This is a genomic window from Streptacidiphilus sp. P02-A3a (assembly GCF_014084105.1).
GTDB lineage: Bacteria > Actinomycetota > Actinomycetes > Streptomycetales > Streptomycetaceae > Streptacidiphilus.
On the sequence record NZ_CP048289.1, the window covers coordinates 4,961,038 to 4,987,781 of the forward strand.

Consider the following 26,744-nt stretch of genomic DNA (forward strand, 5'->3'; position numbering starts at 1 on the left):
TTTGATGGATCCGATCACGGATCGGTTGTGCGAGTGAACGGCAAGGGGGCGGCGGCATGGGCTGGGGCGGCGGTTCGGTGGCTCTGGGCAGCGTACGGGACCAGCGCGCTGGGCACCTGGCTCGCCTTCGGCGCGTTCCCCTGATCGCCATCCGGGTGCTGCACGACGGACCGGCCCAGGTCGCCGCGCTCTCCACGTGGGGACGGCGGTGGGCGCGGCCGTGGCGGTGCCGCTCGGCCCGTGGGTGGAGTTCCGCCGCAAGCGGCCGGTGCTGGTCGCGATGGACCTGCTGCGGTTCGCGGCGCTGCTGACGATCCCGGTGGCGTTCGCGCTCGGCGTGCTCAGCTTCGTCCAGCTGCTGCTGGTCTCGGTCCTCGTCGCGGCGGCCGACATCACCTTCCGCGCCGCCTCCGGCGCGTACTCAAGCGCTGCTGCGGGCCGAGGACCTGCTGGTCGCCAACGCCCGGTCGAGTCCACGTCCTGGACCACCACGATCATCGGACCGCCGCTGGGCGGGCTGGCGATCGGGCTGCTCGGCCCGGTGGCGACGGTGGTGGCCGAGCGGTCAGCTACCTGCTGTCGGCCCTGGGCATCCGCGGACCGGCACCGGGCGGGCCGAGCCGCGGCCCGAACCGCGCCCGGCCGCCCGGCTGCGGCATCGGACCTGCTCGACGGCGGCGGTACATCCTCGCCGACCCGACACTGCGTCCGCTGTTCTTCAACACCGCCCTGTTCAACGGCCTGGTGATGGCCACCGTGCCGCTGCTGTCGGTGCTGATGCTCGGCCGCTCGGCTTCACGCCGTGGCAGTACGGCCTGGCCTTCGCCGCGCCCTCGATCGGCGGGCTGCTCGGCTCGCGCTGGCCCGCCGCTCGTCGCCAGTTCGGGCAGCGCCGGATCCTGGTCGCCTTCGGGCGCTGCGCACCCTGTGGCCCGTCGGCCTGGCCTTCCTGCGGCCGGGAGCAGCGGGCTGGCGCTGGTGATGGCGTCGAACTCGGGCTCATCTTCTGCTGCGGGGTCTCAACCCCGTCTACGCCACCTACCGCCTGGAGCGCACCGCGACCACCGGCTCACCCGCACGCTGTCCGCCTGGACGGTGACCACCAAGGCCTCCGCCGCGCTGCTGACCGCCGTCTGGGCGTGCTGGGCACCCTGCTCGGCCTGCGTACCGCCATCGGCCTGCGGGGTGTTGCTGCTGGCGACCCCGCTGCTGCTCCCGCGCCGCGCGGCGGCGCTGCCCGCCGAACCGTCCCCGGCCCCGGCCCCGAGCCGCGCCTGACCGCGGCCGGGCCGACCCCGCCGGGGGTGTGCCGTTCCGGTGATCCCCGGTGATCGCGCGTAAGGCGCGCGGACCGGGACAGGAGGACCCTCAGGCGGCAATCCCGCTGCCCCGATCGGCACAGGTGGTTCCCACCTCGGCGAAAGGCGTTTCCATGGAGAACGTGTGTGGGGTTACCAGGAGAGCTCCGGCTACCAGACCGGCCACCGATCTGACCGGCTACCGGGTCGAGGCGAGCGACGGCCACATCGGCAAGGTCGACGAGCACTCCCAGGAGGCCGGCGCCGGATACCTCATCGTCGACACCGGACCGTGGATCTTCGGCAAGCAGGTCATGCTCCCGGTCGGCACCATCACCCGGATCGACCCCCCAACCGACCGTCCACGTGGGACGCACCAAGGACGAGATCAAGGGCTCCCCCGAGTTCGACCGGACCACGCACATGGCGACGTCGAGTACCAGCAACTGGTCGGCGGCTACTACGGCATGTGGCCCATCTGACCACCCCGCCCGGCGCCGCGCGGCTCGCCGCGACGTGACGCCGCCCGCCACGCTCCCTCCGCGAAGGGCGCGCCCCGCGCGCCCCTTTCGCGTTCCCATGCCCCCGTGCGCGTCGCGAGCCCGGCACCCCGTCCACCACGGACGACCCCTGGATTGGGCATGGGACAGGTTCTCGGCCTGCAATCCCCCGGCTAAGAAACAGTAGAATTGCAATAACGACTGCAGTGAAGAGTGACCCGATCACCAGGAATGCGACTCCCAGCAACGGGATGATCACGCGAGCAGCAGGCGCATCCCTCAGGAACTGATCGTACGTAATCCGCGATGGAGCACCTTACTGCGAATTTCGAGCGGAATTAAACAGCGCCACAACGCCAACGAAGGCAGCGAGGAGGCACAGGGGAAGCACTTCAAAAGCGATCTGCGGACCGGATATGCCGCCGCCGTGACCAGTCACACGAACGAGCACCCCTCTCGTAGTATGCACCTGCGCTCGCCACCGTGAGGCCGCAGACAGGATGCGAATCAGAGTCTTGCCGGATGGTCACCGAGACGTTGAGGCGCCCCTCGTGAACGTGCCGCTTCCGTCGCATTCACCCCCGTCAGGGCCGACGCAGGCCGTATTCCGTTCTCGCCTTCCACGACATTCAAGAATATCTCGCAGGCACCCACCGGCGGAATATCTCCGAGGAGATCGAGGGAGCAGCCGGAACTGTCGTCGGAATTCCAGTCGTCAAAGCCCACGTCCCCGACCGTACTTTCCCCTCGAATATCCCGGCGTCGTTGCTCGGGATTGATACTCCCGCCGCCGTGAAATTTCCATCTGCTGCGGTGTGATGGATCCCTCGCTCGGGGCTCACCCATACGCCGCTTCTCGCCACGAAAGTCCCTCGTTCGGAATCTCCGAGCTGCAGCCGGGAGGCCTCCCCCGGGAGGAGGCCGGCATGCAGCCCTGCACGAGATTAGTAATACATCCGCGTGCCCCAGTCAAAATTTCCCACACCCTACCCCGCCCGCAAAGGGGAAATTCCAGGCAATACGGTGGAGGGGCCCGTCTCTGTCCCGTGGCGGAGCAGGGAAAGCCGCCGGGCCGGGGGGTGGGTCAGCGGTGGCGCGGTTGCGGCGGGTGAAGCGGGTTCCGAAGAAGAGCAGGTCGGCGACCAGCAGGACGATGCCGAGGACCAGAGGTAGAACAGTCCGTGGGCGACGGCGCCGACCAGGCCCAGGGCGATCGCGATGATGACCACGAGCAGGAACAGGGGTCATGGCGGGCTCCTCGGTCCGACGGCGGGTGTTCGCGGGCGCGCGGGGCGGCGGGCCGCGTGCTTCGGGTCGGCGTCGGCGGCGGGCGGCCGGTGCGGGCCTCGGCGCCCCCCACGTCCGGTAGCACAGCGCCTACCCGGCCGCGCCGCGCACAAACCGCTGGTGCGGCGGGTGCGCGGCGCGGCCGGGCGGGTACCGGCTGAGGCCTCAGCTCGGCTTCGGTTCGCGTTCGTACAGGCGTCGGGACCAGGCGTAGGACAGGGCGGCGACGCCCACGCACCAGGCGAGGGTGATGACCAGGTTGTCGCCGATCCCGGTTCCGGTCAGCAGGCCCCGCAGGGTCTCGTTGACCGGGGTGAACGGCTCGTACTCGGCGAACCAGCGCAGCCCGGTCGGCAGGGAGGCGGTGGGCACGAAGCCGCTGCCCAGGAACGGCAGCAGGGTCAGGAACATCGGCGAGTTGCTGGCGGTCTCCACGCTCTTGGCCGACAGTCCCAGGCCCACGCACAGCCAGGTGATGGCGAAGGTCAGCAGCAGCACCACGCCGAGGGCGGCGAGCCAGTCGAGCGGGTCGGCGTGCGGCCGGAAGCCGACCGCGATCGCGGCGCCGGTGACCACCGCGACGCCGATCAGCGTCTGGATGGTCGCGCCGATCACGTGCCCGGTCAGCACCGAGGAGCGGGCGACGGCCATGGTCCGGAAGCGGGCGATGACGCCCTCGGTCATGTCCTGCGCGACCGCGATGGCGGTGCCCTGCGCGCGCGGCCACGGCCATCAGATGATCCCCGGGCGGCACGTGTCCGCTACGCGGCGCCGGCGCGTCAGGCCGGGGGCATCGCGCCGCCGGCCCGGAGCCGAGGGTCCCGCCGAAGACGTAGACGAACAGGAACAGGAACAGCAGCGGCATCAGCAGGACCATCAAGGTCAGCGACGGGTAGCGGCGCATGTGCCGCAGGTTGCGGCGCAGCATGATCCGCGCGTGGACCAGGGCGTGGGTGCGGTCGTCGGCGGTTTCCAGGCCGGTGGCGTCGATCGTCGCGGTGCTCATGGTCGGGCTCCCTGCCTGCCGGTGAGGGCGAAGAAGACGTCGTCGAGGTTCGGGGTGCGTACGGTGAGCGTCTCGACCTGGACCGAGGCGTCGTCCAGTTGCCGCAGCAGGGCGCGCAGGGTGTCGGCGCGGCTGTCGCCGGGCAGTTGCAGGGTGAGCGCGTCGTCGTCGCGGCCGGTGGCGGCCAGTACGGTGGCGGCGGCGTCGAGTTCGGCGCGGTCGGTGAAGGCCAGTTCGATGTGTCCGCCGGGGACGCGTGCCTTGAGTTCGGCGGGGGTTCCCTCGGCGACGATCCGGCCGCCGTCCAGGACCGCGACGCGGTGGGCGAGTTGGTCGGCCTCCTCCAGGTACTGGGTGGTGAGCAGGATGGTCGTGCCCTGGGCGGCCAGTGCGCGGATGATGTCCCACATGGTGTGGCGGCTGCGCGGGTCCAGGCCGGTGGTCGGCTCGTCGAGGAAGATCACCTTCGGGTCGCCGACCAGGGTCATCGCCAGGTCGAGTTTGCGTTTCATGCCGCCGGAGTAGGTCGAGGCCGGTTTGTCGGCGGCCGGTGCCAGGGCGAAGCGCTCCAGCAGTTCCTCGGCGCGGCGGCGGCCGGCGCGGGTGGGCAGCAGGTGCAGGTCGGCCATCAGCATCAGGTTCTCGCGGCCGGTGAGGTAGCCGTCGACGGCGGAGAACTGGCCGGTGACGCCGATCGCGCGGCGGACCGCCTGCGGGTCGCGGGCCACGTCCCGGCCCGCGACCCGGATCTCGCCGGCGTCGGGGCGCAGGTAGGTGGTCAGCAGGTGGACGGCGGTGGTCTTGCCTGCTCCGTTCGGGCCGAGCAGGGCCAGGATCGTGCCCTGGGGGACGGTCAGGTCGATGCCGTCGAGCACGGTCTTGTCGCCGAAGGACTTGCGCAGGCCGCGGGCGCGGATCGCGGCCGGGGCGGTGGTGCCCACGCCGGGGCCGGGGTTGGTGGTGGTCACGGGGGTCACGCCTCCTGGTCCAGCTTCGGGGCGCGGCGGATGGTGATGTCGCCGAGCTTGGTGTCGGCGTGGACCTCGACCTTGTCGACCGGCTCGCCGCTCTGGGGGGCCTCGGCGGAGGCGAGCTCGTTGTAGACGCGGCCGACGCCGGTGTTCAGCTCCAGCCAGGCGGCGCTGCCCTCGCGGACGCCGACCTCGACGCCGCCGTTCTTGGAGCCGGCGGTCACCTTGCCGCGTATCACCTCGCTGATCCGCACCTCGCCGTTGGCGCTGGTGGCGGTGACGTCGGACAGCGCGCGGTCCACCGCGACCGAGCCGTTGGAGGCCTTGACGGTGGCCGGTCCGGTGACCAGGCCGACCCACAGCTTCCCGTTGCCGGTGGAGACGTCGGCGGTGCCGTCGATGGCGACGATCCGGATGTCGCAGGAGCCGCCGTGGATCTGGGCGGTGCCGTTGACGGTCTCGACGCTGATCGCGCCGACGCCGCTGCGCAGGTTCAGCGGCCCGGTCTCGGCGAGCCGCACGGCGCCCAGGTCGGTCTTGAGCGCGACCGCGCCCAGGACGCCCTCGGACTCGAAGTCGCCGAGGCCGGCCTCGGCGCGGACGTCGGAGTCGGTGGGCAGCTGGATGACGACGTCGATCGAGTCGGGGCGCTTGTTGCTGAAGTTGACGAACCGGCTGCGGGGCTTCTTGGTGATGACGCTCAGCGTCCGGGTCTCGTCGTCGTACTCGACGCGGGTGTTCTCCGCGGCCTTGACGTCGCCGGCCCGCTTCGGGTCCCTGGGGCGGACCTCGACGGTCGTGTCGGCGCGGTCGGCGGCGACGAAGCGGACACCCGCGGCGTACAGGTCCAGGGCGACGGCGATCGGGGCGGGGGTGGCGAAGGTCGACAGGGACATCTCGGGGGTCCTTAACTGCTCAGGGCGGGTGATCGGCGGGTGATCGGTGGGTGCATCGGTCCTGCGGTGGCGCGGTGGTTCGGGGTGGCGCTCGGCCGCGGTCAGCGGGCCCAGCCGCTGTAGCTCTGGCCGACGGACCGGTCGGGCTGCTGCGCGGGGGCCGGGCGGGTGGCGAGTCGGCCCTCGGTCGCCAGCGCGGCGACGACGGCCCGCACGATCCAGGTGTTGACGGAGAGCCCGCCGGTGGCGGCGGCGTCCTCGGCCAGGGCCTTGACGTTGGCGGGCAGCCGCAGGTTGATCCGGACCATGGCGGCGTCGTCGCCCTCGGCCGGCGGCAGCCGCACCTCGACCGGTCCGGCCGCGGTGTCGGCGGCGGCCGGGGCGGCGGGCGGCGGCGTCACCACGAACCCGGCCGTCCCGCCCCGCAGCCGCACATCGACCGAGCCGGGCGCGAGCTCGGCGGAGATCTCGTCGGCGGCGGCGGAGAGCGCCTCCAGCAGGGTGAGCCGCACTGCGGAGTCGAGCGACGGCAGGAGCCGGTCGGCGAGCGCGCGGGCGTCCTCGCCGCCGACCTCGGCCGCGGTCCTCAGCTCGCGGCGGAGGTTTTCGACGTACTGGGTGAGTTCCATGGCTCTAATGTGGCACCACTTTGGCACCAATGCAAGCGCCATTGGCTCAGGATGGCGTATTAGCAGGTCAGACGTAGTACTGGGGATGCGCCTGGGTGGCGTCAGGCGATGCCGAGGGGTTCCCTTGTCGGGTCGGGTGGCACCGGATGGTGCCGAGTGGCGCTGGTTGGCGTCATGTGGTGCCACCGCGCCGCCACTCCGCTGCGCGGGGGGCGCTGGCGCGGGCGGGGTGCGGCGGGGCACAGTGTCGCCATGTCCGAACGACGCGAACGCCGCCGCCTGCACGCCCGAGCCCGAGCTCTCGGGGTCCCCGTCGAGCAGGCCCGGCGTCGCCCCGCGCCCGCCCCCGCGCGGCGGCCGCTCCCCCCGGAGCCCGCCTGGCCGCGCACGGTGCTGCCGGACCGGGGCGAGGAGCAGCGCGGGGACTGGCGCGGGGACCGGGGCGAGGAGCAGCACTGGGAGCAGCACGGGGGCCGGGGCCAGGAGCAGCGCGGGGACTGGCACGGGGGCCGGGGCCAGGAGCAGCGCGGGGGCAGCGGGGAGCGGGGCCAGGAGCAGCGCGGGGGCAGCGGGGAGCGGGGCCAGGAGCAGCGCGGGGACTGGCACGGGGGCCGGGGCCAGGAGCAGCGCGGGGGCAGCGGGGAGCGGGGCCAGGAGGGGCGTGGGGGTCTGGGTGGTGCTTCTCAGGCGGTGTGGGTGCGCTGTTGTGCGGCTACCCGGACGCGGGAGGTCCTGGCCGGTGGCACGGTCGTGATGCTGACCGTCCATGCCGTCGGGTGCGCGGTGTGGACCGCGCGCTGAGTGTGGTTACCGCGCCGCTCGGGTGACCGCTCCTGTCTCCAGGGCGACCCACAGCGCGCCGTCGGGCCCGGGGGCGATGCCGTAGGGGCCGGCGCCCTCGTCCACCACGCGGACCTCGCTGATGGCCGGGGTTCGACCGGGCGCACGGCGGCTCCTGACGGGGTTCGGGCGACGTTTGCGACCGTTGTCGCGGTTCGTTCACCTCCTAGGCCCGGCCGGGCTGCCCGGGTCCGGTGAACAGGTCGATCAGGCTGTGCGGTGAGCGTTCACCGAAGAGGAGTTCGTGCAGGTCGGCGCCGTCGGCGGCGGCCGCGGCGCTGCGTGGGAAGAGGGCCTGCTCGTAGGCGGCGAGCGCGGTCTCGGGGTCGTCCGGGTGGGCGGCGAGGAGGCGGCCGAGTTCGGCGCCGTCGTACATGGCCAGGTTGGCGCCCTCGCCGTTGGGGGCCGCGAGGTGGGCGGCGTCGCCGAGCAGGGTCACCCCCGGGACCCGCTCCCAGCGGTGGTCGACCGGCAGGGCGCTGAGGGGGCGCAGGACCGGGGCGCTCTCGCCGTCGGTGATCAGCGCGGTGAGCTCCGGTGCCCAGCCGTCGAACTCGCGGGCGATCCGGGCGGCGGCCGCGGCGGGGTCGGTGAAGTCGACGGCGGCGAACCAGTCCTGCGGCTCGGTGAGCGCCACGTAGGTGTGCAGGGTGCCGCCGTTCTCCCGGTGGGCCTGGATCCCCTTGCCCGGCGCGAGCGCGAACAGCGCCCCGGCGCCGACCGCCTTCGCGGTGGCCGGGTGCCGGGTGTCGGCGTCGAACAGGTAGGTCTCGACGAAGGACCTGCCGATGTACTCGGGTACCGCGCCGGACAGCAGCGGCCGCACCCGCGACCACGCGCCGTCCGCGCCGACCAGCAGGCCGGCGGTGACGGTGGCGCCGTCGGCGAAGACGACCTCGTGGCGGCCCGGGCCCAGGGCGCGCACGGCGCTGACCTTGTGCCCCCAGCGCACGGTTCCGGCCGGGAGCGAGTCGAGCAGGATCCGCCGCAGTTCACCGCGCAGCACCTCGGGGCGGCCGCGGGCGCTGTCGTCGTCGAACAGGACCGTCCCGTCCGGGGCCAGGATCCGGGTCGCCTCGCGGCCCTCCAGGATCAGGCCGCGGAACTCCTCGCCCAGGCCTGCCGCCCGCAGGGCCGACTGGCCGGTGTCGTCGTGGATGTCGAGCATCCCGCCCTGCGAGCGCGCCGTCGCGCGGGGCTCCGCCTCGTAGACCGCGGCCGGGATTCCGTGGACGTGCAGGACCCGGGCGAGCGTGAGGCCGCCGAGCCCGGCGCCGATGATCGTGACCTCGGTACGCATCGGGACTCCTTCGCAGAGGGGGGAAGCCGGGCGGACACCCGACCGTCTGGAACGTCGTTCCATTGTTGGAACGGCGCTCCAGATATGTCAAGCTGGTCGTATGGCAACGCGAACGCGCCGGTCACCGCGGCGTACGCAGGCGCTCTCGCGGGAGCGCATCGTGGCGGCCGCGGTCGAACTGCTCGACGCGGTCGGCGAGGACGGGCTGACCTTCCGGGCGCTGACCGAGCGCCTCGCCACCGGGCCCGGGGCGATCTACTGGCACGTGGCGAACAAGGGCGAGCTGCTCGGCGCCGCGGCCGAGGCCGTGGTCGGCGCGGCGCTGGCGGTCGAGCCCGCCGGGGCCCCGGGCTCGCCGCGGCAGGAGATCCGCGCCCTGGCGCTCGGCCTGTTCCAGGCGATCGAGGAACACCCGTGGCTGGGCACGCAGTTGTCGACGCAGCTGGCCCGCAGTCCCTGGGGGCCGGTGACGCCGCGGATCTTCGAGGGCGTCGGCCGGCGGGTCCGCGCGCTGGGCGTGCCCGAGTCCGGGTGGTTCGCGGCGGTCTCGGTGCTGGTGCACTACATCCTGGGCGCCGCCGGGCAGAACGCCGCGAACACCGCGGGCGCCCGGGCGCTGGGGCCCGGCACGGACCGCGCCGCCTTCCTCGACGGCGTCTCGCGGGCCTGGGAGGCGCTGGACCCCGAGGACTACCCGTTCACCCGGGCGTTCGCGGACCAGCTGCGCGGGCACGACGACCGCGAGCAGTTCCTGGCCGGGGTCGACCTGGTGCTGGCCGGCATCACCGCGCTACAGCTGCCCGGCGACCGGCCCCCACCCACCGTCTGAGTTCCCATCTGCCGTACCCCGCAACGGCGTTACTCTGTGGCACGTGAGTGAACCCGATGCCCGCTCGTCACTGGACCTGCTCGCCGCCGACCCCACCGGGGCGCGGCTGGACCTGCTGCTGCCCCAGGGCCAGGTGGTGGACGACACCGCGGGCGCCGCGGCCCTGTGGCTCAGCGACGGCGCCGCGGACGCCGCGCTGCTGGCGCGGGCGCACGGCGCGGTGGAGCGGACCGGACTGTGGCCGGTGCTGCTGAACATGGAGGGGATCGAGCTGCCGCCGCGAGCGGAGCAGCCACCGGCCCCCTCCGGCGCCGAGCCCCGGCCCGGCGCGGAGGCGGTCCTGGCCCAGTGGTCCGTCGGGCTCGAACCCCGCCGGCCGGACCACGACCACCGCGGCTGCGGGACCTGCCTGGCGCTGCTCGAATCGCGCCGGTCCGAACCGGTCAGCCGGATCACCGCCCGGTGCGACCAGGACCCCGCGCGCACCGCCGCCGCGGTGGCCGGGTACGCGGCGCCCTTCGCGCCGCGCCTGGCCCTGGTGGCCTGCGCCCGCAGCGCCGACGTGCCGACCGTCCTCGGCTGGGACGGCCCGGCCCGCACCGGTCGCCCGATCGCGCACCACTCGGCCGTGCTGCGGCGCTGGGAGGAGCGCTACCAGCTGCGGGTCGTCGCGCTCCACGGCGCGGGCCTGGTGTGCAGCGTCGCCTCGCCGCCCAGGACGTTCCAGCGGGCGCTCGGACTGGCCGTGGACCACCTCGCCTTCTGCCCGGACCTCGCGGGCGAGTTCGAGTCGGTGAACACCCAGGCCGAGGAGCTGGTCGGCACGGCGCTGTGGTCGTTCCACTGGGACTGACCCCCAGGCCCCGGGCGACCGCCCGGGGGGGGTGAAGCAGGGCTTGTGGCCGGGGTGAAGCAGGGCTTGCTTCCTCGGGTCGGGGGCGGTCGGCACAGTGGAGCGGACCACCCCTCCCCCGCCCGACCAGGAGTCACCATGCCCCAGCGGATCACCGCGCCGACCGCCCTGCTCGTCCTTGGCGCCGTGGTGGGCGCGACCGCGACCGGGTGCGGCGCGACGGCCGCCGCGCGCCCCGGGACCGCGCCCCCCACGACCACGACCACCGCCGCGACGGCGACCGCGTCCGCTGCCGCCGCGGGCGGCGGACGCGCGGGCGGCGGGGGCTGGACGCTGAGCGCGCCCGGGTCGGCGGCGGGCCTGGCCCGGTTCCAGCCGCCCGCCGCCGAGTCGGCGAAGCTGACCCAGTCGCTCGACCGCACCGCCCAGGAGCTGGGCCTGACCGGCAGCACCGTCGAGGCGGTCTACGCCGATCCCGCCCAGGGCGGCTACCTGGTCTTCGCCGGGCTCAACGGCTCCGGCTACACCCCCTCGGTGCTCGGCCGGATGGCCCAGGTTCCGGCCACCCGGCAGGACGGGACCGGGGACCGGATCACCCAGGACTGGCAGCCGACGTCCGCGGGCGACCACGGCGGGCAGGCCGGCTGCCAGGAGACCATGGTCCAGTCCGGCAGCCTGGCGGTCCTGTCGTCCGCCTGCCTGTGGCTGACCGCGACCACCTTCGGCCTGGTCACCTACTACCCCGACACCGGCAGCGACGACTTCCTGACCAACACCCCGGCCGGCGTGGTCGCCCCGCTGATGCGCCAGGTGCGGGACGCCGTCGAGCGGCCCGCCGGTCCGTGATGGACTGTCCCCGGCCGACCGGCCGACCGAGCGGGCGAACGCCGAGGAGCGGGTGTGGATCTGGAGCCCAGGCGGCTCGTCGTGCTGCACACCGTGCAGCAGGCCGGGGGGATCGCCGCCGCCGCGCGGCTGCTCGGCATCAGCGCGTCGGCCGTCTCCCAGACGCTGCGCCGACTGGAGCGGGAGGCCGGGGCGCCGCTGCTCGACCGGACCGAGGGCCGGGCCGAACTCACCCGCGCCGGACTGGCGTTGGCCGCCTACGGGGGCCGGATCGCCGAGGAGCTGGCCGCCGCGGAGCGGGAGCTGGCCGGTACCGGCGCGGCGGGGGTCCAGGGGCCGGTGTCGATCGGTGCGGTGCTGGCCGTGCTCACCACCCTGGCCGCCCGCGCGACCGCCTCGCTCGCCGAGCGGTATCCGCAGCTGCGGCCGCGGCTGTGCGAGACCTCCCGCGCGGACGGGCTGCGGGCCCTGCGCCAGGGCGCGCTGGACGTGCTGCTGATCACCGGCGACCAGGAGCACCGGCCGTCCCCGCCGCCGGACTGCGGCCTGAGGGTCCTCGCCCAGGAGCAGTACCGGGTCGGGGTCCCCAGCGCCTGGGGCGAGCCCCCGGCCGGGGCGGCCGCCTTGGCGGCCGTGCCCTGGATCGGGGCGCCGGACGGGAGCGCGCGGGCGTGGGCCCACGCCCGGCTGGCCGCCGAGCTCGGGCTGCCGCAGTCGGCGGCCGCGCACCGGGCGACCAACTGGTCGGCCGCGGCGGCGATGGTCCGCGCCGGGCTGGGCGCGGTCGTGCTGCCCGGCTCGGTCGCCTCACGCACCGCGGGGCTGACCCTGCTGCCGGTCCCGGTGCCGGGCACCTTCGAGACCCTGGCCCTGCACCGGCTCACCGCCCCGGGACAGGTCCGCGCCCCGGTGGCGGCGGTGCTGACCCGGCTGGCCGAGGTCACCTTGGACGTCGCCGAGGAGCTCTCGCGGGCCGGGCTGCTGGAACGCGAACCGGTGGTACGCGCGGTCCTGACCTGACAGGCCGCTCCCCCGGACCGGCCCCGCCCCACCGGACCGGTCACGCGGCTGAGGCCGCTCACCTCAACCGCGTGACCCGCACCCCGGACAACCCCTGGCAGCAGGCGACTCCCAGCGGCGGACAACCCCTGGCGGCAGGCGACTCCTGGTAGCAGGCGGCTCCTAGCAGGGGGCGGCTCCTAGCAGGGGAGGGTGGAGTGACCGGCCGCGCCGGTCGCGCCCGTGGCGCCGTCCGTGGTGGCGGTGGCGGCGGTGCCGTCGCCGCCGGGCCGGCCGGGACACACCGGGCTGGCGGCGCCGCCGGCGCCGCCCGTGCCGCCCGTGTGGCCGCCCCCGGCGGTGGAGGCCCCGCCGTTTCCGCCCCTACCGCCGCCGATGCCGCTGCCGGCGTTCCCGACGCCGCCCACGCCGCCCTTGCCGCCGGTACCGCCCTGGGTGGCCGCGCCCCCCGAGCCTCCGGCTCCGCCGTTGCCGTTCGCGCCGCCGGCGCCACCGGCGCCACCGGTACCGCCGATGGACCCGGTGCCGCCGGCGTTGCCGCCGACGCCCCCGTTGCCGCCGTTGCCGTTGGCACCCGAGGCGCCACCGACGCCGCCCAGGCCACCGATGCCCCCGCTGCTACCGACGCCGTTGGCGCCGTTGCCGCCCGGCGAGCCGATGGCGGGCCGAAGGACGGCGACCCGGGTGTGGGCCGCGGCGGCGCGGCCGCTGGCAGACGCCGGGCCGGGGGCGATGGTGAGACCGGCCACCGCGATCGCGGCGACCAGCAGAGCGCGGGAGAAAGTGCTGCGCGTAGAGCGCATGAGGTGCCTTTCGGTTTTTCGCAGCCGGAGATTCTCTCCTCCGACTGACAGGAAACGCCGGTCCGCGATAAATCGGACGAACGCCATAGCAGGATTAATATCCAAGAAAAGCCGAACCGAAAGGAATTCGTATGTCACAATATGCTCTTTTTGGGCCGTCGCGGCAAGGGCCGTTCGGGTACTTTTCTTCCCGCGCCGCGGGCGACCGGGGGCGCCGCGGTCAGGGACGGTCGCCGGTCCCGCCCTGGCCGGGGGCGGCGGTCTGCCGCTGTCCGCCGGGGCGCGGGGTCCCGTGGCTGTCGTGGACGCTGTCGTGGGCGGCGGCGGCGACCGCCCGGGGGGTGATGCCGAACTCGGTGTAGAGGCGCTGGTAGTCGGCGGAGGCGCCGTAGTGCTCCAGGCTGACGATGCGTCCGGCGTCGCCGACCACCTCGCGCCAGCCCTGGCCGACCGCCGCCTCCACACTGACCCGGGCCCTGACCTGCGGGGGCAGTACCTGGTCGCGGTAGTCGAGGGGCTGGGCGTCGAACCACTCCCGGCAGGGCATCGAGACCACCCGCGCCGCCAGGCCGTCCGCGGCCAGCAGCTCGCGGGCCTCCAGGGCGATCTGCACCTCGGAGCCGGTGGCGACCAGGATGACGTCCGGTACCTTGCCGTCCGCCGGGCCGGCCAGGACGTAGCCGCCCCGGGCCGCTTCCCGCGCGGGGGCGTACTGTCCGCTGTCGCGGTCCAGGACCGGCAGGTTCTGCCGGGAGAGGATCAGCCCGGCGGGCCGGTCGTCGTGCTCCAGGATGGCGCGCCAGCAGGCGGTGGTCTCGTTGGCGTCGGCGGGGCGCACCACGTCCAGGCCGGGGATGGCGCGCAGCGCGGCGAGGTGTTCGACGGGTTGGTGGGTGGGGCCGTCCTCGCCCAGGCCGATGGAGTCGTGGGTCCAGATGTAGGTGGCGGGCAGTTTCATCAGCGCGGCCAGGCGGACGGCGGGGCGCATGTAGTCGGAGAAGGTCAGGAAGGTGCCGCCGTAGGGGCGGGTCAGGCTCTGCAGGGCGATGCCACCCAGGACCGCGCCCATGGCGTGCTCGCGGATGCCGAAGTGCAGGGTGCGGCCGTAGGGGCCGCCCTTCCAGTCCTTGGTCTGGCGGTCGGCCGGGACGAAGGAGGGCTCGCCGTCCATGGTGGTGTTGTTGCTCCCGGCCAGGTCGGCCGAGCCGCCCCACAGTTCCGGCAGCACCGGTGCCAGCGCGGACAGGACCTCGCCGGAGGCGGCGCGGGTGGCCATGCCCTTGGCGTCGGCCGCGAAGACCGGCAGGACGTCGGTCCAGCCCTCGGGCAGCCGCTGCGCCTGGAGCCGGTCCAGCAGCGCGGCGCGCTCGGGGTTGTCCGTGCGCCAGGCCGCGAAGGCCCGGTTCCACGCGGTGTGGGCCTGGTGGCCGCGGTCGGCGGCCTGGCGGGTGCGGGCCAGGACCTGGTCCTCGACGGTGAAGTGCTGGGCCGGGTCGAAGCCCAGCAGGGTCTTGGTGGCGGCGATCTCGTCCTCGCCCAGCGCCGAGCCGTGTGCCTTGCCGCTGTTCTGCTTGGTGGGGGCGGGCCAGCCGATCAGGGTGCGCAGCATGATCAGCGAGGGGCGGCCGGTCTCCGCGCGGGCGGCCTCGATCGCGCTCAGCAGCGCGTCGACGTCCTCGACGTAGGCGCCGGTGCGGGTCCAGTCGACGCTCTGCACGTGCCAGCCGTAGGCGGCGAAGCGGGCCGGGACGTCCTCGCTGAAGGAGACGTCGGTGTCGTCCTCGATCGAGATGTGGTTGGAGTCGTAGAAGACCACCAGGTCGCCCAGTTCCTGGTGGCCGGCCAGGGAGGCGGCCTCGCTGGTGACGCCCTCCATCATGTCGCCGTCGGAGGCGATGACGTAGACGTGGTGGTCGAAGGGGCTGGTACCGGGTTCGGCGTCGGGGTCCAGCAGGCCGCGTTCGCGGCGCGCGGCCATCGCCATGCCCACCGCGCTGGCCAGGCCCTGGCCCAGCGGTCCGGTGGTGATCTCCACGCCGCGGGTGTGCCGGTGCTCCGGGTGCCCGGGCGTGGCCGAGCCCCAGGTGCGGTAGGCCCGCAGGTCCGAGAGCTCCAGGCCGTAGCCGGTGAGGTAGAGCTGGATGTAGAGGGTCAGGCTGGAGTGTCCGCAGGAGAGCACGAACCGGTCCCGTCCCAGCCACCGGTCGTCGTTCGGGTCGTGCCGCATCACGTTCTGGAACAGCAGCTGTGCCAGCGGGGCCAGGCTCATCGCCGTCCCGGGGTGGCCGTTGCCGACCTTCTGCACCGCGTCGGCCGCCAGCAGCCGCACCGTGTCCACCGCCCGCACGTCCACCGCGTCCCAGCCGGCCCGCTCGGCCACCGGCCGCGCCAGTGCCTTGTCCCGCTCGAATCCGTTCCCCATGCCACAGCCCTTTCGCCGTCAGTCGCCCACGTCATCGCCCACGCCGTCCGCGCACCCGCGCGGCCGCCGCCCGTCGGCGCCGCGGGCGGCCGGTCGCTCCTGGGCCTGCCCGCGCGACACGGCGGGACGGGTGCGGTGCTGCCAGGGCGCGTACCCGCGACCCGTGCGGCAACGCCTGCGGCGAGGTGCCGTTCCCGGACAGCACGGGAACGGCGCCCGGCCGCCGGCGCGAGGGGCGCCGGGCCCGTCCGCGTCACCCCCAGCTTCCTGTCCATCGGATCCGCTGGCGCGCGGATACCACCATCCGGGCCACGGCGGCATCGGCGCGCTCAGCGCGCGGCCGGGCCGGACGGGGGTGGGATCGAGATATCGTGATGTGTTGATCGCCCGCTGAGAGGAGTGGCCGGTGGCCGTGCCCGAGGGACCGGATCCGCAGGACCTGGTGGAGGTGTTCAAGGCGCTGGCCAACCCCGCCCGGCTGCAGATCATGGCCTGGCTGAAGGACCCCGAGGCGCACTTCGAGGCGTACCAGCCGATCGCGGACCGCCGGTCGGTCGGCGTGTGCGTCACCCACATCCAGGCGAAGCTGGGACTCGCCCAGTCGACCGTCTCCAGCTACATGGGCACGCTCGAACGCGCGGGACTGGTACGGCCGACCCGGATCGGCAAGTGGACCCACTACCGGCGCGACGAGGAGCGGCTGGCACGACTCGCCCGCGAGATCGGCACCGCCCTGTGACCACACCCATCCCATTGACGCATCGGGATATGTCGATATGATCTGGTCATGTCGAAGCCCGATGACGCGCGCACCGCGCTGATCGTCCACGCCCACCCCGAGCCAGGCTCGTTCAGCACCGCCCAGATGTCCACCGCGGCGCGGGCGCTGCGCGAGGCCGGGTACGCGGTCGACGTGCTGGACCTGTACGCCGAGGGGTGGTCCCCGGTGCTGGACCGCGACGGCTTCGCGGCCGAGGGCTACTTCAAGCCCCAGGCCGAGCAGTTGCGCGCGGTCCGTGAGGAGACGCTGGACCCCCGCGTCCAGGACCACCTCGACCGGGTGCTCGCCGCCGACCTGCTCGTCTTCTCGTTCCCGCTGTGGTGGTTCTCGGTGCCCGCCATCCTCAAGGGCTGGGTGGACCAGGTCTTCGTGATGGGCGCGGCCTTCGGCGGCGACCACGGCATCTTCGAGCAGGCCGCGCTCAGCGGCAGGCGGGCGATGCTGCTGCTGACCACCGGCGGCTCCCGGGAGTCGTTCCAGCCCGGCGGCGCCCTCGGGTCGCTGCACGACTTCCTGTTCCACATCCACCGCGGCATGTTCGAGTTCGTCGGCTACCGGCCTCTGGAACCGGTGGTCACCTACGGCCCGGCCCACCTGAGCGACCAGGAACGGGCCCAGGCCCTGGCGGCGGTCAGGCACCGCGTCACCCTCGCCGCAGCGCTCCCGCGCCTCACGGCCCGCTGACGCCCCCGTCGCGGCGCGGGGTCGGCGGCCCCGGCGGGGGCTTTCGGCCTTCTCTCGTGATCGACTATTCGAGGACGGGAATATCCGCGTTTCGGCATGGACGCACCGCCGCACCGTCCGTAGCGTCGTCCGCGTGGCCGGGAAGTCCCCGGCCGGCCAAGGGGGTTGGACATGGCAGAGAAGACCGCTCTTACGCGTCTCACCGGCAGCGGGGACGGCTCCGGCGAGTGCGGGCAGGGTGACTGCCCGAACGTCTACGCCACGGATCGCAGGTCGTTCGTCTTCCAGGGCGAGCACTTCACCGGCTTCCAGCCGCCGGAGGGCGAAGGGCTTGTGGAGATCCCGGAAGCGGTGCTGCGGGAGGCGTTCCGTGCTCTTGGATGGTGAGGAATGGCAAGCAAAATTCCGAGAATTCACCAAGGAGGCGTGGCGGCTGGAAACGCTGCCCCAGTACCTGGTACCGCAGGAAGCCGACGAGTTCTCCCGTTTCAAGAACGGGGAAGCACTGGTCCACGCGGCCGAGGACGCCTGGACGTCCCAGATCCGCCGACACAGGGCAGAAGGGCGGATCACGGGCAGGGTCCACGTCGTCACGCGTCCGCTGAGCGACTACCTTCGCTTTGAGTTCTCGCGGTACTACCGGCACGGCGCAGACGCGGGAGAGGAAATCCGAATCCTGGATGTGACACACCGGCCGAACCCGCTCGAAGGATTTCAGGACTTTTGGTTCTTCGACCGCTCGACCGTCGTTCTCATGAACTACGAGCCCGACGGAAGGCAGATCAACCGGGTTCTTCACGAGGGAGTGATCGATCCCTATCTTGAGGCCCAGCGAATCGCCGTCGCCGAGTCGGTTCCATTTCAGGAGTACGTGACCGGGTGACGCTCGACCCGGAGCAGCTCGGCCAGTCCCAGGCTGACCTTGCTGAAATTCTGAAGGAGCTTCGCCGGCGAGCCGGGCTGTCAGGGGCTCGCCTCGCCGAACGTTGCAATATGTCTCAGCCCAAGATCTCAAAGATCGAGACCGGCAGAACAGTCCCGACCCTGGTTGACGTCGAGCGCATCCTGCGGGCTCTCGATGCCCCACCCTCCCTCGCAGCCGAGGTCAGTGCGCTCGCTCGTATCGCGAACACGGAGTGGCAGGACTTTCGCTCCATGCGACGCAAGGGGCTGGAGAAGAAGCAGAATGAGCTGGCGCACCTGGAGCGGTCGTCCGCGGAGCTCCGATTCTTCCTCCCCACGATGATCACCTCTCTGCTGTCGACACCGGAGTACATCCGGGCCACGCTGGCCGGCGTTCCCGGTGATCATGCGAAAGCAATCGCGCGAAAGCTGGACAGGCAGTCGATCCTCTACGACACCTCGAAGGAATTTATATTCCTGCTGACCGAACAGGCTGTGAGATGGCCGCTGCTCCCCCTCCCGGCCATGGCCATGCAGATTGATCGGCTCGTGTCCGTCAGCCGCCTTCCCGGCGTGCGCCTCGGTGTGCTCCCCCTGGCCGGACACATGCCGCTGGCTCCAGTGAATGTGTTCACGGTATACGACCGGAGAATGGCCACCGTGGAAACGTCCACCGGGGTCATGGTCTTCAAGGACCCCAGGGACACCGAAAGCTATCTGGATGAATTCTCTTCCTATGAGCGGCACGCCTCGTGGGGGGATGACGCACGGAACCATCTCGGGCTGTGGGCGCAGCTCTTCCGGTGATCTTTAGTCCACAACGGGAATAAGACTGGTCGGCTCCCTGCCGACCGTCGGATCATCGTTTCGACGGTCGAGCGGCATCCGGCGTCGCGGCAGCGCGGGAGTGCGCGCGCCCTGGTCGGTCGGCTGTCCTGCCGGCCCCTTCGGGCCGGTGGTACTGCACCGACCGGAAGGGCAGTGACGGTGACTACCACCATCGAACCGGCGCAGGCTGACAGGGGGCGCAGGCGGCTGGTGTCCTTCGACCTGACGCGCAAGTGCCAGCTTGCCTGCACGCACTGCTACAACGGGTCCGGCCCGGCGGGCACGCACGGCACCATGACCCGCGACGACTGGACGCGGGTCCTGAACCAGGCCGCCGAGTACGGCGTTTCCAGCGTCCAGTTCATCGGCGGGGAGCCGACGACGCACCCGGACCTGCACCAGCTCACCGGCCACGCGCTGCACCTGGGCCTGGCAGTCGAGGTGTTCAGCAACCTGGTGCGCGTCACGGAGGCCGACTGGACGCTGTTCGCGCTCCCCGGTGTCTGCGTGGCCACGTCCTACTACTCGGACCAGGTCTCGATCCACGACGCCGTGACCGGCCGGGCAAGCCACGGCAGGACCCGCGCCAACATCGGACGGGCCGTGCGCCTGGGGATTGCGCTGCGGGTTGGGATCGTCACCGTGGGCGGGTCGGACGACGGCGGCGCTGCCCGGGCGGACCTCGAAGCCCTCGGCGTGACCCGTATCCACGTCGACCGTGTGCGGGAGTTCGGGCGCGGGGCACGGGGCCGTGCCGCGGACATGAGCGAGCTGTGCGGCCACTGCGGCGCCGCTCGTACCGCCATCGACCCCACCGGGAAGGTGTCCCCGTGCGTGATGTCGGCGTTCGTCGGCGTCGGCAACGTCAAGGACGACCCTCTCGGCTCTATCATCGACGGCACCGCGATGCGGCAGGCCACGGCGTCCATTCGGGCGGCGGTACGGGGGCGCGCGGCGTGTGCCCCGGCCGATGAGGAGTGCAACCCGGGCTACCCGCCGAGTGAGTGCAACCCGAAGAACTGAGGGAGCCGCATGCGTGACAGCCTTCCCGGTCCGCAGTTCTGGGCCCGGATCCGCTCGCACACCGGTGAGGTGACCGAGGTTCAGCGCACCGCGCGGGGCTTCATGTCGGACCTCACGGCGCTGGTCGAGTGCGAGAAGGGGCCGTTCTTCTTGAAGGCTGTCGCCAACCGGCCCGGTGGCCGCCGCGATTCCATCATCAGGGAGAGACGGATCAATGCCGCGGTGATGCCCATCTCCCCGGGCCTGCGGTGGTGCGCCGAATCCGATGAGTGGATCGTCCTCGGGTTCACGGCCGTGGCGGGAAGGACATCCGACTTCACCCCTGGGTCCGGTGACCTTCCCGCCGTCGTGGCATTGCTCAACCGCATGGGTGCGCTACCGCTGCCGCGGGTGGCGCGGGACTGGACCGAAACGCGATGGGACCGCTTCGCGGCCGGTCAGGCGGAGGCGACGCTGTTCCGTGGCGGGGCACTCCTGCACACGGACATCAACGAAAGCAACCTGCTCATCGGGGATCGGCAGGCCTGGGCCGTGGATTGGGCATGGCCGACGCGTGGAGCGGCCTTCATCGACCCCGCGTGTCTGGTGGTGCAACTGGTCGCCGCCGGGCACCAGGCCCAGGATGCCGAGTCCTGGGCCGCGCGGTGCCCGGCGTGGACGAGTGCGGACCCCAGGGCGCTGGACGCCTTCGCCGCCGCGAGCACGCGCATGTACCAGCGGTTCGCCGAGCGCAAGCCGGGTTCCTGGTTCGACTCCATGGCGGCCGCCGCTCGGCGGTGGGCGGCAGGGCGGGGCGTCACGCTCTGAGCGGTCCGGCGCTCCCGCGCCTCACCGCCCGCTGACGCCCCCCTCGCGGGGCGGGGCCGGCTGGATCAGGTCCCAGCGGTTGCCGTACAGGTCGTGGAAGACCGCGACCGTGCCGTACGGCTCCTGGCGCGGCGCCTCCTCGAAGAGGACTCCGGCTGCCCGCATCCGCTCGTAGTCGCGGTCGAAGGTGTCGGTGTTCAGGAACCAGCCGACCCGGCCGCCGCTCTGGCGGCCGACGGCGGCCCGCTGCCGCCGGTTCGCGGCCCTGGCCAGCAGCAGGCCGCCCTCCCGCGCGCCCGGCGGGCCGACGACCACCCAGCGTTTGCGGTCGTCGATCCGCGTGTCCTGTAGCAGGTCGAAGCCGAGGCGCTCCACGTAGAACGCGATCGCCTCGTCGTAGTCGCGCACGACAACGGTCACCAGCCCGAGATGAGACATCCTGTGATCATGCCGCCACGCGGCGGGTCATGTCCGCTCCCCGTCGCCGGTGCGGCCGGTGCGGCCGGTGTGGCCGGTGTGGCCGGTGTGGCCGGTGCGGAAGACCGGCCAGCAGACCTCGGTGCGCCACCGCGCGCTGTCCGGGGTGTGCCGCTGGCCGACCAGGTAGTACTCGCGGATGGGGCCGTCGAGGGCCAGCGCGTGGCGTGAGACGTGGGTGGCCAGCGCGCCGTAGGCGCGGTCGGCCCCGGACGGCGGGCCGCTGTACTCGATCACGGCGAGTTCCACGCCCGGCACGAGCAGCGGTTCGACCCGGCCCAGCGGCCGCACCGGGCCCTCGCACGGGACGAAGACGGTGGCCTGGCCCCGGTGCAGGGTGAACACCTCGTCCGCGAACACGCCGCCGGCCGGGCCGCTCTCCCTCAGGCCCTGGCCCGCCACGGTCGCGAACAGTTCGCCCAGGGCGCCCTGGAACCAGGCGCCGACGTCGCGCGCGTCGACCACCGCGGTGACCGCCGCGGCCCGCACCGGGCCGACGTCGCGCAGCGCGATGCCCGCGCCGCCGCCGGGGGCGGGCGCGGTGAGCAGGTCGCGCAGCGCGGCGACCGCGCGCTGGGTGCGGCCCAGTTCGTCCTCCAGGCGGCGCAGGTGCGCGCCGATGTGCTGGTTGCGGGTCTCCACGTCGCAGGCGGCCAGCACCGTCCTGATCTGGTCCAGCGGCATCCCCAGGTCCCGGAACCGGCGTACCACCTGGGCGGTGGGGATCTGGTCGACCGAGTAGCGGCGGTACCCGGTCCGCGGATCGACGCCGTCCGGCTCCAGCAGGCCGACCTCGTGGTAGTGGCGCAGGGTCTTGACGGTCATGTGGGTGGCGCGGGAGAAGTCGCCGATCGACAGGTAGCTGGTCACCCGTCGATTGTGCGCCCTCCCCCTGGGGGAGGGTTCGGCGGACCGGCCGCGCTTGACCCTCCCGCCGCGGCCGACCGCACGGTGGTGCCCACGGCCGGATCCCGGCCGGTCCACCGAGAAGCAGGGAGCTGATCGACCATGCCGCAGACCACCACCGACATCGACCGGACCGTGGAGCGCTACCTCGCCGTGTGGAGCGAGCCGGACGCCGCCGCGCGCCGCGGCGCCGTGGCGCGGCTGTGGGCGCCGGACGGCGTCGAGTTCGTCGAGGGCGCCCAGTTCCGCGGCCACCAGGGCCTGGTGGAGCGGGTCGCGCAGGCGTACGAGTTGTTCGTCGGCTCCGGCGAGTACCGCATCGCGCGCGAGGAGCACGTCACCGTCCACGGCGACATCGTGCGGCTCACCATCCAACTGGCCTACGCCAGGGGCCCGCGGGCCGGGGAGGTGGCCTGGGCCGCGCGGGTGTTCCTGGTACTGGACGAGGACGGCCGGATCCGGCAGGACTACCACCTGACCGTACGGCCGCTGCCCGCGGCGTAATCCGCGACGGACCTGAACCGGCACGCGGGCAGGCAGAGCGTCGAGCAGGGCGCCGAGATCATCGTGCGGATGGCGCGGCTGGGCCCGGACGGCCCGACCGGCGGCTACTTCGACGCGGCCGGCCCGCTGCCCTGGTAGCCCCCACCACGGCCACCGGGGCCGGCCGCCGCCGCGGCGTCCAGCGACTTCTCTTACGGGGCCGCTGCCGGACCGGTGCTCAGCGCCCTGCCATCAGCGCAGTTCACAGCTCATGGTGGAAAAGAACACGGGGGATCTTGTCCCCCTCGCACTCTTGGTATTGAGTACCCCTCACGGTGCCGACGGCGGCCCGGGCGCAGACCCGCCCGCCGTCCGGCACCCCTGGAGGGGGGAAGTCGATGCCGTGCTCGCCACGACGCGCCCAGCCGTGGGCCGCCCGGCCGCCGCGGGGCACCGCTGATGCCTGACCCGCTCCCCACCGGCGCGGCATCGGGCGCCGAGGGGCATCCGGTGCTGCGCCGCTGGGCCCAGGGCCAGGGGCCGCGGGCGTCGCGGGCCGCGATCGTGCTGCTGGCCGCGCAGGGCCTGCGCAACGCGGACATCGCCCGGCGGCTCGGGGTCTCCCGGCAGACGGTGACCACCTGGCGGCAGCGCTACGCCGCCGAGGGCGTCGAGGGCCTGGCCGACCGGGTGCGCACCGGACGGCCCACGGCGGTCGACGAGGGCGAGATCGTGGTCGGCGTGCTGACCTGCGCACCGGACGACCGGACCTCGCGGCTGCTGGCCCGGCGGCTGGGCTACTCGCCCACCGTGGTCGCCGCGACCCGCCGCAACTGGAACCTGACGGACAGTCAACTCGCGGTGCCGCGGGTGCCGGTGCGCCCCGCGCTGGAACCGGGCGACCTGTGGCCGGTGGGCCTGCACCTGGACGCGGAGTGCACCCTGCTCGTGCTCGCCGCCCGCGCCGCGGCCCCGGTGCCGCCCGCGCCGGGCACCGTGGTCGACCCGGACGCGCTGGCCGCCGTCGGCGCGGCGATGTCCGACGCGGTCACCGCCGCCACCGCGGACCGGACCGGGCCGCCCGAGCGCGCCGCGGACGGCGCGGTGGCGTTCCTGGAGGCGGTGCGCCGCGCCCACCCGCATCCGCGGCTGCACCTGGTGGTGCTGCGCCCGCGCCCGGGCACCGCCCTGGGCGCGGGCGCGGCCAAGCGCTGCGCGCGGCTGCGGATCGCTGTCCACCAGCCGCCGCAGCGCACCGGCGAGGTCTCCTTCGTGGGCGCCGTGCTGGCCCTGGACGCCGCCCGGCACCCCGAGTCCTCGACCCGGGTGCTGCCGGACCTGGCCTCGGCGCTGGAGCGCTACGCCGACGGCGCCGGGCGCACCCGGGTCCGCTGGATCCGCGAACCGCTCCCGGCCGCCCCCGGCGCCCAGGACCCTGCCCCGGCGGCGGGCCCCGACCCGCGCACCGGCGGCGGCGCCAACCAGATCGACCTGGGGTCCTTCAACGAGTGCGTGGTGATCGAGACGGTCCGGCTGGCGGGCCGGATCACCCGGGCCGAGCTGGCCGAACGCACCCGGCTGACCCAGCAGTCGGTCTCGCGGATCTCCCGCTCGCTGATCCAGCGCGGACTGCTGGTCGAGGACCGGCAGCGGCACTCGTCCGTCGGCAAGCCCAGCAGCCCGGTGCGGCTGCGCGACGACGCCGCGCACGCGCTGGGCATCCACATCGACCCGCACCTGCTCACCGCGGTCCTGGTCGACCTCTCCGGCCGGATCGTGGCCCGCCGCGCCCAGCCGATCACCTGCGACCCGCGCCCGGGCGCGGTGGTCAACCAGATCGCCGACCTGGGCGAGAGCGTCCTGGAACAGGCCGGGCGCGGACGCTGGGAGCAGGGGTTCCTGGGCATCGGGGTGGCCACCCCGGGCCCGGTGGACACCGCCTCGGGGACGGTGCTGGACCCGCCGCTGATGTCGGTGCTGCGCGAGGTCCCGCTGCGCACCCTGCTGGAGCGGCGCTTCTCGTGCCCGATCGTGATCGAGAAGGACTGCTCGGCGGCGGCGGTCGGCGAGCGCTGGATCGGCCGCGGCAGCCGGGCCCGCGACTTCGTCTACCTGTACCTGGGCACCGGCGTGGGGACCGGGCTGTTCCTCAACGGCGACCTGTACCGCGGACTGAGCGCCAACGCGGGCGAGTTCGGCCAGCTGTGCGCGGTGACCCCGGGCCGGATCGACGCCCGCGGACGGCCGCAGGCGCTGGCCCAGCGCGACCCCAGCGACCCCAGCGGCCCCGGTGACCCCGGCGGCCCCAGCGGCCCCGGCGGCCCCAGCGGCCCCGGTGCGTACCCGCGGCCGTCGCGCGCGGTCAAGGGCGGCGGCCGGCAGCGGCTGTCCACCCAGCAGGCCGCCAAGGCCCTGGCCCAGGGCGTGCTCGCGGTGGTCGACCTGCTGGACATCGGACTGGTGGTGATCGGCGGCCCCTTCTTCACCGAGGAGGTCGCCGACGTGTACCTCGGCGAGGTTGAGCACGCGGTCAACGCCTACCCCACCGCCCGGCGGCTGCGCCGGGTCCGCGTGGAGCGCTCACTCAACAGCAGCGAGGCCGTCGCGGTCGGCGCGGCCTCCACGATCTTCCACTCCACCTTCACCCCCCGCCTGCGCCGCACCCCCTGAGGGGCGCGGCGACCCGGACGGGTCCCTGGCCGGCGGCGGGCGGCCGTCAGCGGCGGACGGTGATCGTGTTCATCGGGAAGGCGCCGCCCTCGCGCAGCGGCTCGGCGCCACGGCCCGCGGCGGTCCACACCGAGTAGCTGTCGGGTGCGTAGGAGGCCAGGTGCCAGGTGCCCAGCGGCACCGTGCCGTTGAAGGCGACGCGGACCTGGACGTGGGCCCAGTACCCGGAGCCGTAGCGCAGCTTCGTGCCGGGGACCTCGAAGCCCTGGACGCTCGCGTTGTTGTAGCGGTAGTCGCTCGCCTCCCACCGGCCGGTGACCGGGTCCAGCCAGGTCACGCTCACCCCGGGGGCGGAGGAGCCGTACTTGTTGACCCCCGCGGGGTTGTACAGGTCCAGTTCGAAGGTGCCCGGGTACAGGTAGTCGGGGGAACGCTGCATGTACCACAGGGTGAGGGTGACGCTGTGGCCGCGTTCCACCGACGCGGGCAGCCCGGTGTCCTTGCCCCGGTAGAGCGTGCCGGACGGCTGCGGGCCGGACGCCGAGGCGGTGCCGGCGACCAGCGGCGTGACGCCCAGCAGGGCGGCCGCGGCGGCCAGGACCAGGGCGCGGCCTGTGCGTGTTCTCAACGTGTCCTCATTGTTCTCAGCGGTGTCCTCGGATCTCGGCGCCGACCGCACCAAGGGCACATCGTAGCCGCGGCCGCGGTGGACACCGGTCTCGCCGACCGCCGCGCCCGCCGGCGCCGCCCGGCAATGACCGGCCGTCGGTGCGGCGGTCCGTCAACTCGCCTGCTGCCGACCGTCGCTGACCGCGCGCAGCGGGCGGTCTGCCAGGGCCCGCAGGGCGGCGCGGTCCTGGGCGGCGACCGGGGTGAACAGCAGCACCAGCGCCGAGGGGTCGTCGACCGGGCGGAAGGAGGACAGCGAGAGCCGGATCGGGTCCAGCCCGGCGGGCGCCGCGGTCAGCGTCCGGGCGGTCAGGTCCGCCACCGAGTGGCAGGCCCACCAGTGCGCCAGCTGCGGCGCGTCCTGGTCCAGGCGGCGGTACACCTCGCCGACGCGCGGGTGCGCCAGCGCCGGTCCGGCCTGCGCCCGGAAGTGCTGGAAGATGTTCATCGCCAGCGGCTCCCACTCGTGCAGCACCGCGCGCGGCCAGGGGTCGGCCGCCATCAGCCACATCAGGTTGCGGCACTCGGCCGGGACCGCCTCCGGCGCGCCCCACAGCGCGCTCCACGCGCTGTTCCAGCACAGCAGGTCGAAGTAGCGGTCCAGCAGCACCGCCGGGCTGCCCGGCCAGGAGTCCAGCACCGGCTGCATCGCCTCGGCCAGCCCGGCCGGCAGCCGCTCCTCGGCCGACTCGTGGTACCCGGCCAGCCGCAGCGCGTGCCGCAGCCCCGCCCCGTCCAGCCGCAGCGTCCGGCCGACCGCCTCCAGCACCTGCCGCGAGGCGGTCACCCGCCCCTGCTCCAGCCAGGTGTACCAGGCCAGCCCCACCCCGGACAGCGAGGCCACCTCCTCGCGGCGCAGCCCCGGCGTCCGGCGGCGGGCGGAGCCCACCAGGCCCACCTCGGCGGGCTTGAGCAGTTCGCGGTGCGCCCGCAGGAAGGCGCCGAGTTCCTGACTGGCACGGGGGGCTGGCATCAACGGCTCCTGGCTGGGAAAGGTCTGCGCGGCGCCGGGT

The 26,744-nt window shown here is 73.6% G+C and carries 26 protein-coding genes and 2 pseudogenes; 17 read left to right on the forward strand and 11 right to left on the reverse strand.

Going from position 1 to position 26,744, the window contains the following annotated elements:
* The first annotated feature begins 61 nt into the window (after nt 1-61).
* Together GXP74_RS21590 and GXP74_RS21595 are read left to right on the forward strand one after the other, a co-directional pair.
* Nucleotides 62-1,278 (forward strand): annotated as a pseudogene (locus tag GXP74_RS21590) (MFS transporter).
* 154 nt (nt 1,279-1,432) lie between these two features.
* The gene (locus GXP74_RS21595) at nt 1,433-1,780 is read left to right on the forward strand and encodes a PRC-barrel domain containing protein (protein ID WP_370468450.1); all 348 of its coding nucleotides are present in this window, start codon (nt 1,433-1,435) and stop codon (nt 1,778-1,780) included.
* A 1,470-nt stretch (nt 1,781-3,250) separates the two neighbouring features.
* On the opposite strand, the gene GXP74_RS21600 is transcribed toward GXP74_RS21595, so the two are convergent.
* The 4 genes from GXP74_RS21600 to GXP74_RS21615 form a co-directional block, all read right to left on the reverse strand.
* Nucleotides 3,251-3,769: an ABC transporter permease gene (locus GXP74_RS21600; RefSeq protein ID WP_370468451.1), complete on the reverse strand. Its 519-nt coding sequence runs from the start codon at nt 3,767-3,769 to the stop codon at nt 3,251-3,253.
* A 318-nt stretch (nt 3,770-4,087) separates the two neighbouring features.
* Nucleotides 4,088-5,059, reverse strand: a complete 972-nt coding sequence (locus GXP74_RS21605) for an ATP-binding cassette domain-containing protein (RefSeq protein WP_182452753.1) — start codon at nt 5,057-5,059, stop codon at nt 4,088-4,090.
* 5 nt (nt 5,060-5,064) lie between these two features.
* Nucleotides 5,065-5,958, reverse strand: coding sequence for a DUF4097 family beta strand repeat-containing protein (locus GXP74_RS21610; protein WP_182452752.1), 894 nt, complete (start codon nt 5,956-5,958; stop codon nt 5,065-5,067).
* 101 nt (nt 5,959-6,059) lie between these two features.
* Nucleotides 6,060-6,587, reverse strand: a complete 528-nt coding sequence (locus GXP74_RS21615; protein ID WP_182452751.1) for a hypothetical protein — start codon at nt 6,585-6,587, stop codon at nt 6,060-6,062.
* 252 nt (nt 6,588-6,839) lie between these two features.
* On the opposite strand from GXP74_RS21615, the gene GXP74_RS21620 reads away from it, so the two are divergent.
* The gene (locus tag GXP74_RS21620) at nt 6,840-7,388 is read left to right on the forward strand and encodes a hypothetical protein (protein WP_182452750.1); all 549 of its coding nucleotides are present in this window, start codon (nt 6,840-6,842) and stop codon (nt 7,386-7,388) included.
* Nucleotides 7,389-7,593: 205 nt separating this feature from the next.
* On the opposite strand, the gene GXP74_RS21625 is transcribed toward GXP74_RS21620, so the two are convergent.
* Nucleotides 7,594-8,727, reverse strand: a complete 1,134-nt coding sequence (locus GXP74_RS21625) for an NAD(P)/FAD-dependent oxidoreductase (RefSeq protein WP_182452749.1) — start codon at nt 8,725-8,727, stop codon at nt 7,594-7,596.
* Nucleotides 8,728-8,827: 100 nt separating this feature from the next.
* Between GXP74_RS21625 and GXP74_RS21630 the strand changes: the two genes are divergently transcribed.
* The 4 genes from GXP74_RS21630 (at nt 8,828) to GXP74_RS21645 (ending at nt 12,275) form a co-directional block, all read left to right on the forward strand.
* Nucleotides 8,828-9,556, forward strand: a complete 729-nt coding sequence (locus GXP74_RS21630) for a TetR/AcrR family transcriptional regulator (RefSeq protein ID WP_182452748.1) — start codon at nt 8,828-8,830, stop codon at nt 9,554-9,556.
* Between the two features lie 43 nt (nt 9,557-9,599).
* Nucleotides 9,600-10,409 (forward strand): DUF4253 domain-containing protein, encoded by an 810-nt coding sequence (locus tag GXP74_RS21635; RefSeq protein ID WP_182452747.1) that lies wholly within the window; start codon nt 9,600-9,602, stop codon nt 10,407-10,409.
* A 138-nt stretch (nt 10,410-10,547) separates the two neighbouring features.
* A complete protein-coding gene (locus GXP74_RS21640) occupies nt 10,548-11,255 on the forward strand; it encodes a hypothetical protein (protein ID WP_182452746.1) in 708 nt (235 codons plus the stop codon).
* A 54-nt stretch (nt 11,256-11,309) separates the two neighbouring features.
* A complete protein-coding gene (locus tag GXP74_RS21645) occupies nt 11,310-12,275 on the forward strand; it encodes a LysR family transcriptional regulator (RefSeq protein WP_182452745.1) in 966 nt (321 codons plus the stop codon).
* A gap of 179 nt (nt 12,276-12,454) precedes the next feature.
* On the opposite strand, the gene GXP74_RS21650 is transcribed toward GXP74_RS21645, so the two are convergent.
* A complete protein-coding gene (locus GXP74_RS21650) occupies nt 12,455-13,078 on the reverse strand; it encodes a hypothetical protein (RefSeq protein ID WP_182452744.1) in 624 nt (207 codons plus the stop codon).
* 220 nt (nt 13,079-13,298) lie between these two features.
* On the reverse strand, nt 13,299-15,500 hold the full coding sequence (tkt, locus tag GXP74_RS21655) for a transketolase (RefSeq protein WP_182452743.1): 2,202 nt from the start codon (nt 15,498-15,500) through the stop codon (nt 13,299-13,301).
* Nucleotides 15,501-15,912: 412 nt separating this feature from the next.
* Here tkt and GXP74_RS21660 point away from each other — a divergent pair, with 412 nt between their 5' ends.
* The 7 genes from GXP74_RS21660 to GXP74_RS21690 all read left to right on the forward strand — a co-directional run bounded on the left by GXP74_RS21660 (nt 15,913) and on the right by GXP74_RS21690 (nt 20,526).
* The gene (locus tag GXP74_RS21660) at nt 15,913-16,239 is read left to right on the forward strand and encodes an ArsR/SmtB family transcription factor (protein WP_370468556.1); all 327 of its coding nucleotides are present in this window, start codon (nt 15,913-15,915) and stop codon (nt 16,237-16,239) included.
* A gap of 48 nt (nt 16,240-16,287) precedes the next feature.
* Nucleotides 16,288-16,965, forward strand: a complete 678-nt coding sequence (locus tag GXP74_RS21665) for an NAD(P)H-dependent oxidoreductase (RefSeq protein ID WP_182452742.1) — start codon at nt 16,288-16,290, stop codon at nt 16,963-16,965.
* 171 nt (nt 16,966-17,136) lie between these two features.
* Entirely contained in the window at nt 17,137-17,352 is a 216-nt protein-coding gene (locus GXP74_RS21670; protein WP_182452741.1) for a hypothetical protein, read from the forward strand.
* The gene (locus GXP74_RS21675; RefSeq protein ID WP_182452740.1) at nt 17,336-17,848 is read left to right on the forward strand and encodes a DUF6879 family protein; all 513 of its coding nucleotides are present in this window, start codon (nt 17,336-17,338) and stop codon (nt 17,846-17,848) included. Before GXP74_RS21670 ends, GXP74_RS21675 begins: the two co-directional genes overlap by 17 nt.
* Complete coding sequence (locus GXP74_RS21680) at nt 17,845-18,675, forward strand: Scr1 family TA system antitoxin-like transcriptional regulator (protein WP_182452739.1); 831 nt, start codon at nt 17,845-17,847, stop codon at nt 18,673-18,675. Before GXP74_RS21675 ends, GXP74_RS21680 begins: the two co-directional genes overlap by 4 nt.
* Nucleotides 18,676-18,855: 180 nt before the next feature.
* Entirely contained in the window at nt 18,856-19,719 is an 864-nt protein-coding gene (locus GXP74_RS21685; protein ID WP_225448048.1) for a radical SAM protein, read from the forward strand.
* A gap of 9 nt (nt 19,720-19,728) precedes the next feature.
* Nucleotides 19,729-20,526: a hypothetical protein gene (locus tag GXP74_RS21690; protein ID WP_182452738.1), complete on the forward strand. Its 798-nt coding sequence runs from the start codon at nt 19,729-19,731 to the stop codon at nt 20,524-20,526.
* A 21-nt stretch (nt 20,527-20,547) separates the two neighbouring features.
* Here GXP74_RS21690 and GXP74_RS21695 read toward each other — a convergent pair whose 3' ends face one another.
* Complete coding sequence (locus GXP74_RS21695) at nt 20,548-20,964, reverse strand: VOC family protein (protein ID WP_182452737.1); 417 nt, start codon at nt 20,962-20,964, stop codon at nt 20,548-20,550.
* 27 nt (nt 20,965-20,991) lie between these two features.
* Nucleotides 20,992-21,873, reverse strand: a complete 882-nt coding sequence (locus GXP74_RS21700; RefSeq protein WP_182452736.1) for a MerR family transcriptional regulator — start codon at nt 21,871-21,873, stop codon at nt 20,992-20,994.
* Nucleotides 21,874-22,011: 138 nt separating this feature from the next.
* Here GXP74_RS21700 and GXP74_RS21705 point away from each other — a divergent pair, with 138 nt between their 5' ends.
* The 3 genes and pseudogenes from GXP74_RS21705 to GXP74_RS21710 all read left to right on the forward strand — a co-directional run bounded on the left by GXP74_RS21705 (nt 22,012) and on the right by GXP74_RS21710 (nt 25,062).
* Entirely contained in the window at nt 22,012-22,413 is a 402-nt protein-coding gene (locus tag GXP74_RS21705) for a nuclear transport factor 2 family protein (RefSeq protein ID WP_182452735.1), read from the forward strand.
* Nucleotides 22,414-22,551, forward strand: a pseudogene (locus GXP74_RS40760) (short-chain dehydrogenase); the annotation flags it as partial.
* Nucleotides 22,552-22,851: 300 nt separating this feature from the next.
* Entirely contained in the window at nt 22,852-25,062 is a 2,211-nt protein-coding gene (locus GXP74_RS21710) for an ROK family protein (protein ID WP_182452734.1), read from the forward strand.
* 46 nt (nt 25,063-25,108) lie between these two features.
* Here GXP74_RS21710 and GXP74_RS21715 read toward each other — a convergent pair whose 3' ends face one another.
* The gene (locus GXP74_RS21715; protein ID WP_182452733.1) at nt 25,109-25,690 is read right to left on the reverse strand and encodes a hypothetical protein; all 582 of its coding nucleotides are present in this window, start codon (nt 25,688-25,690) and stop codon (nt 25,109-25,111) included.
* A gap of 153 nt (nt 25,691-25,843) precedes the next feature.
* Complete coding sequence (locus GXP74_RS21720) at nt 25,844-26,704, reverse strand: helix-turn-helix transcriptional regulator (protein ID WP_182452732.1); 861 nt, start codon at nt 26,702-26,704, stop codon at nt 25,844-25,846.
* Nucleotides 26,705-26,744 lie beyond the last annotated feature (40 nt).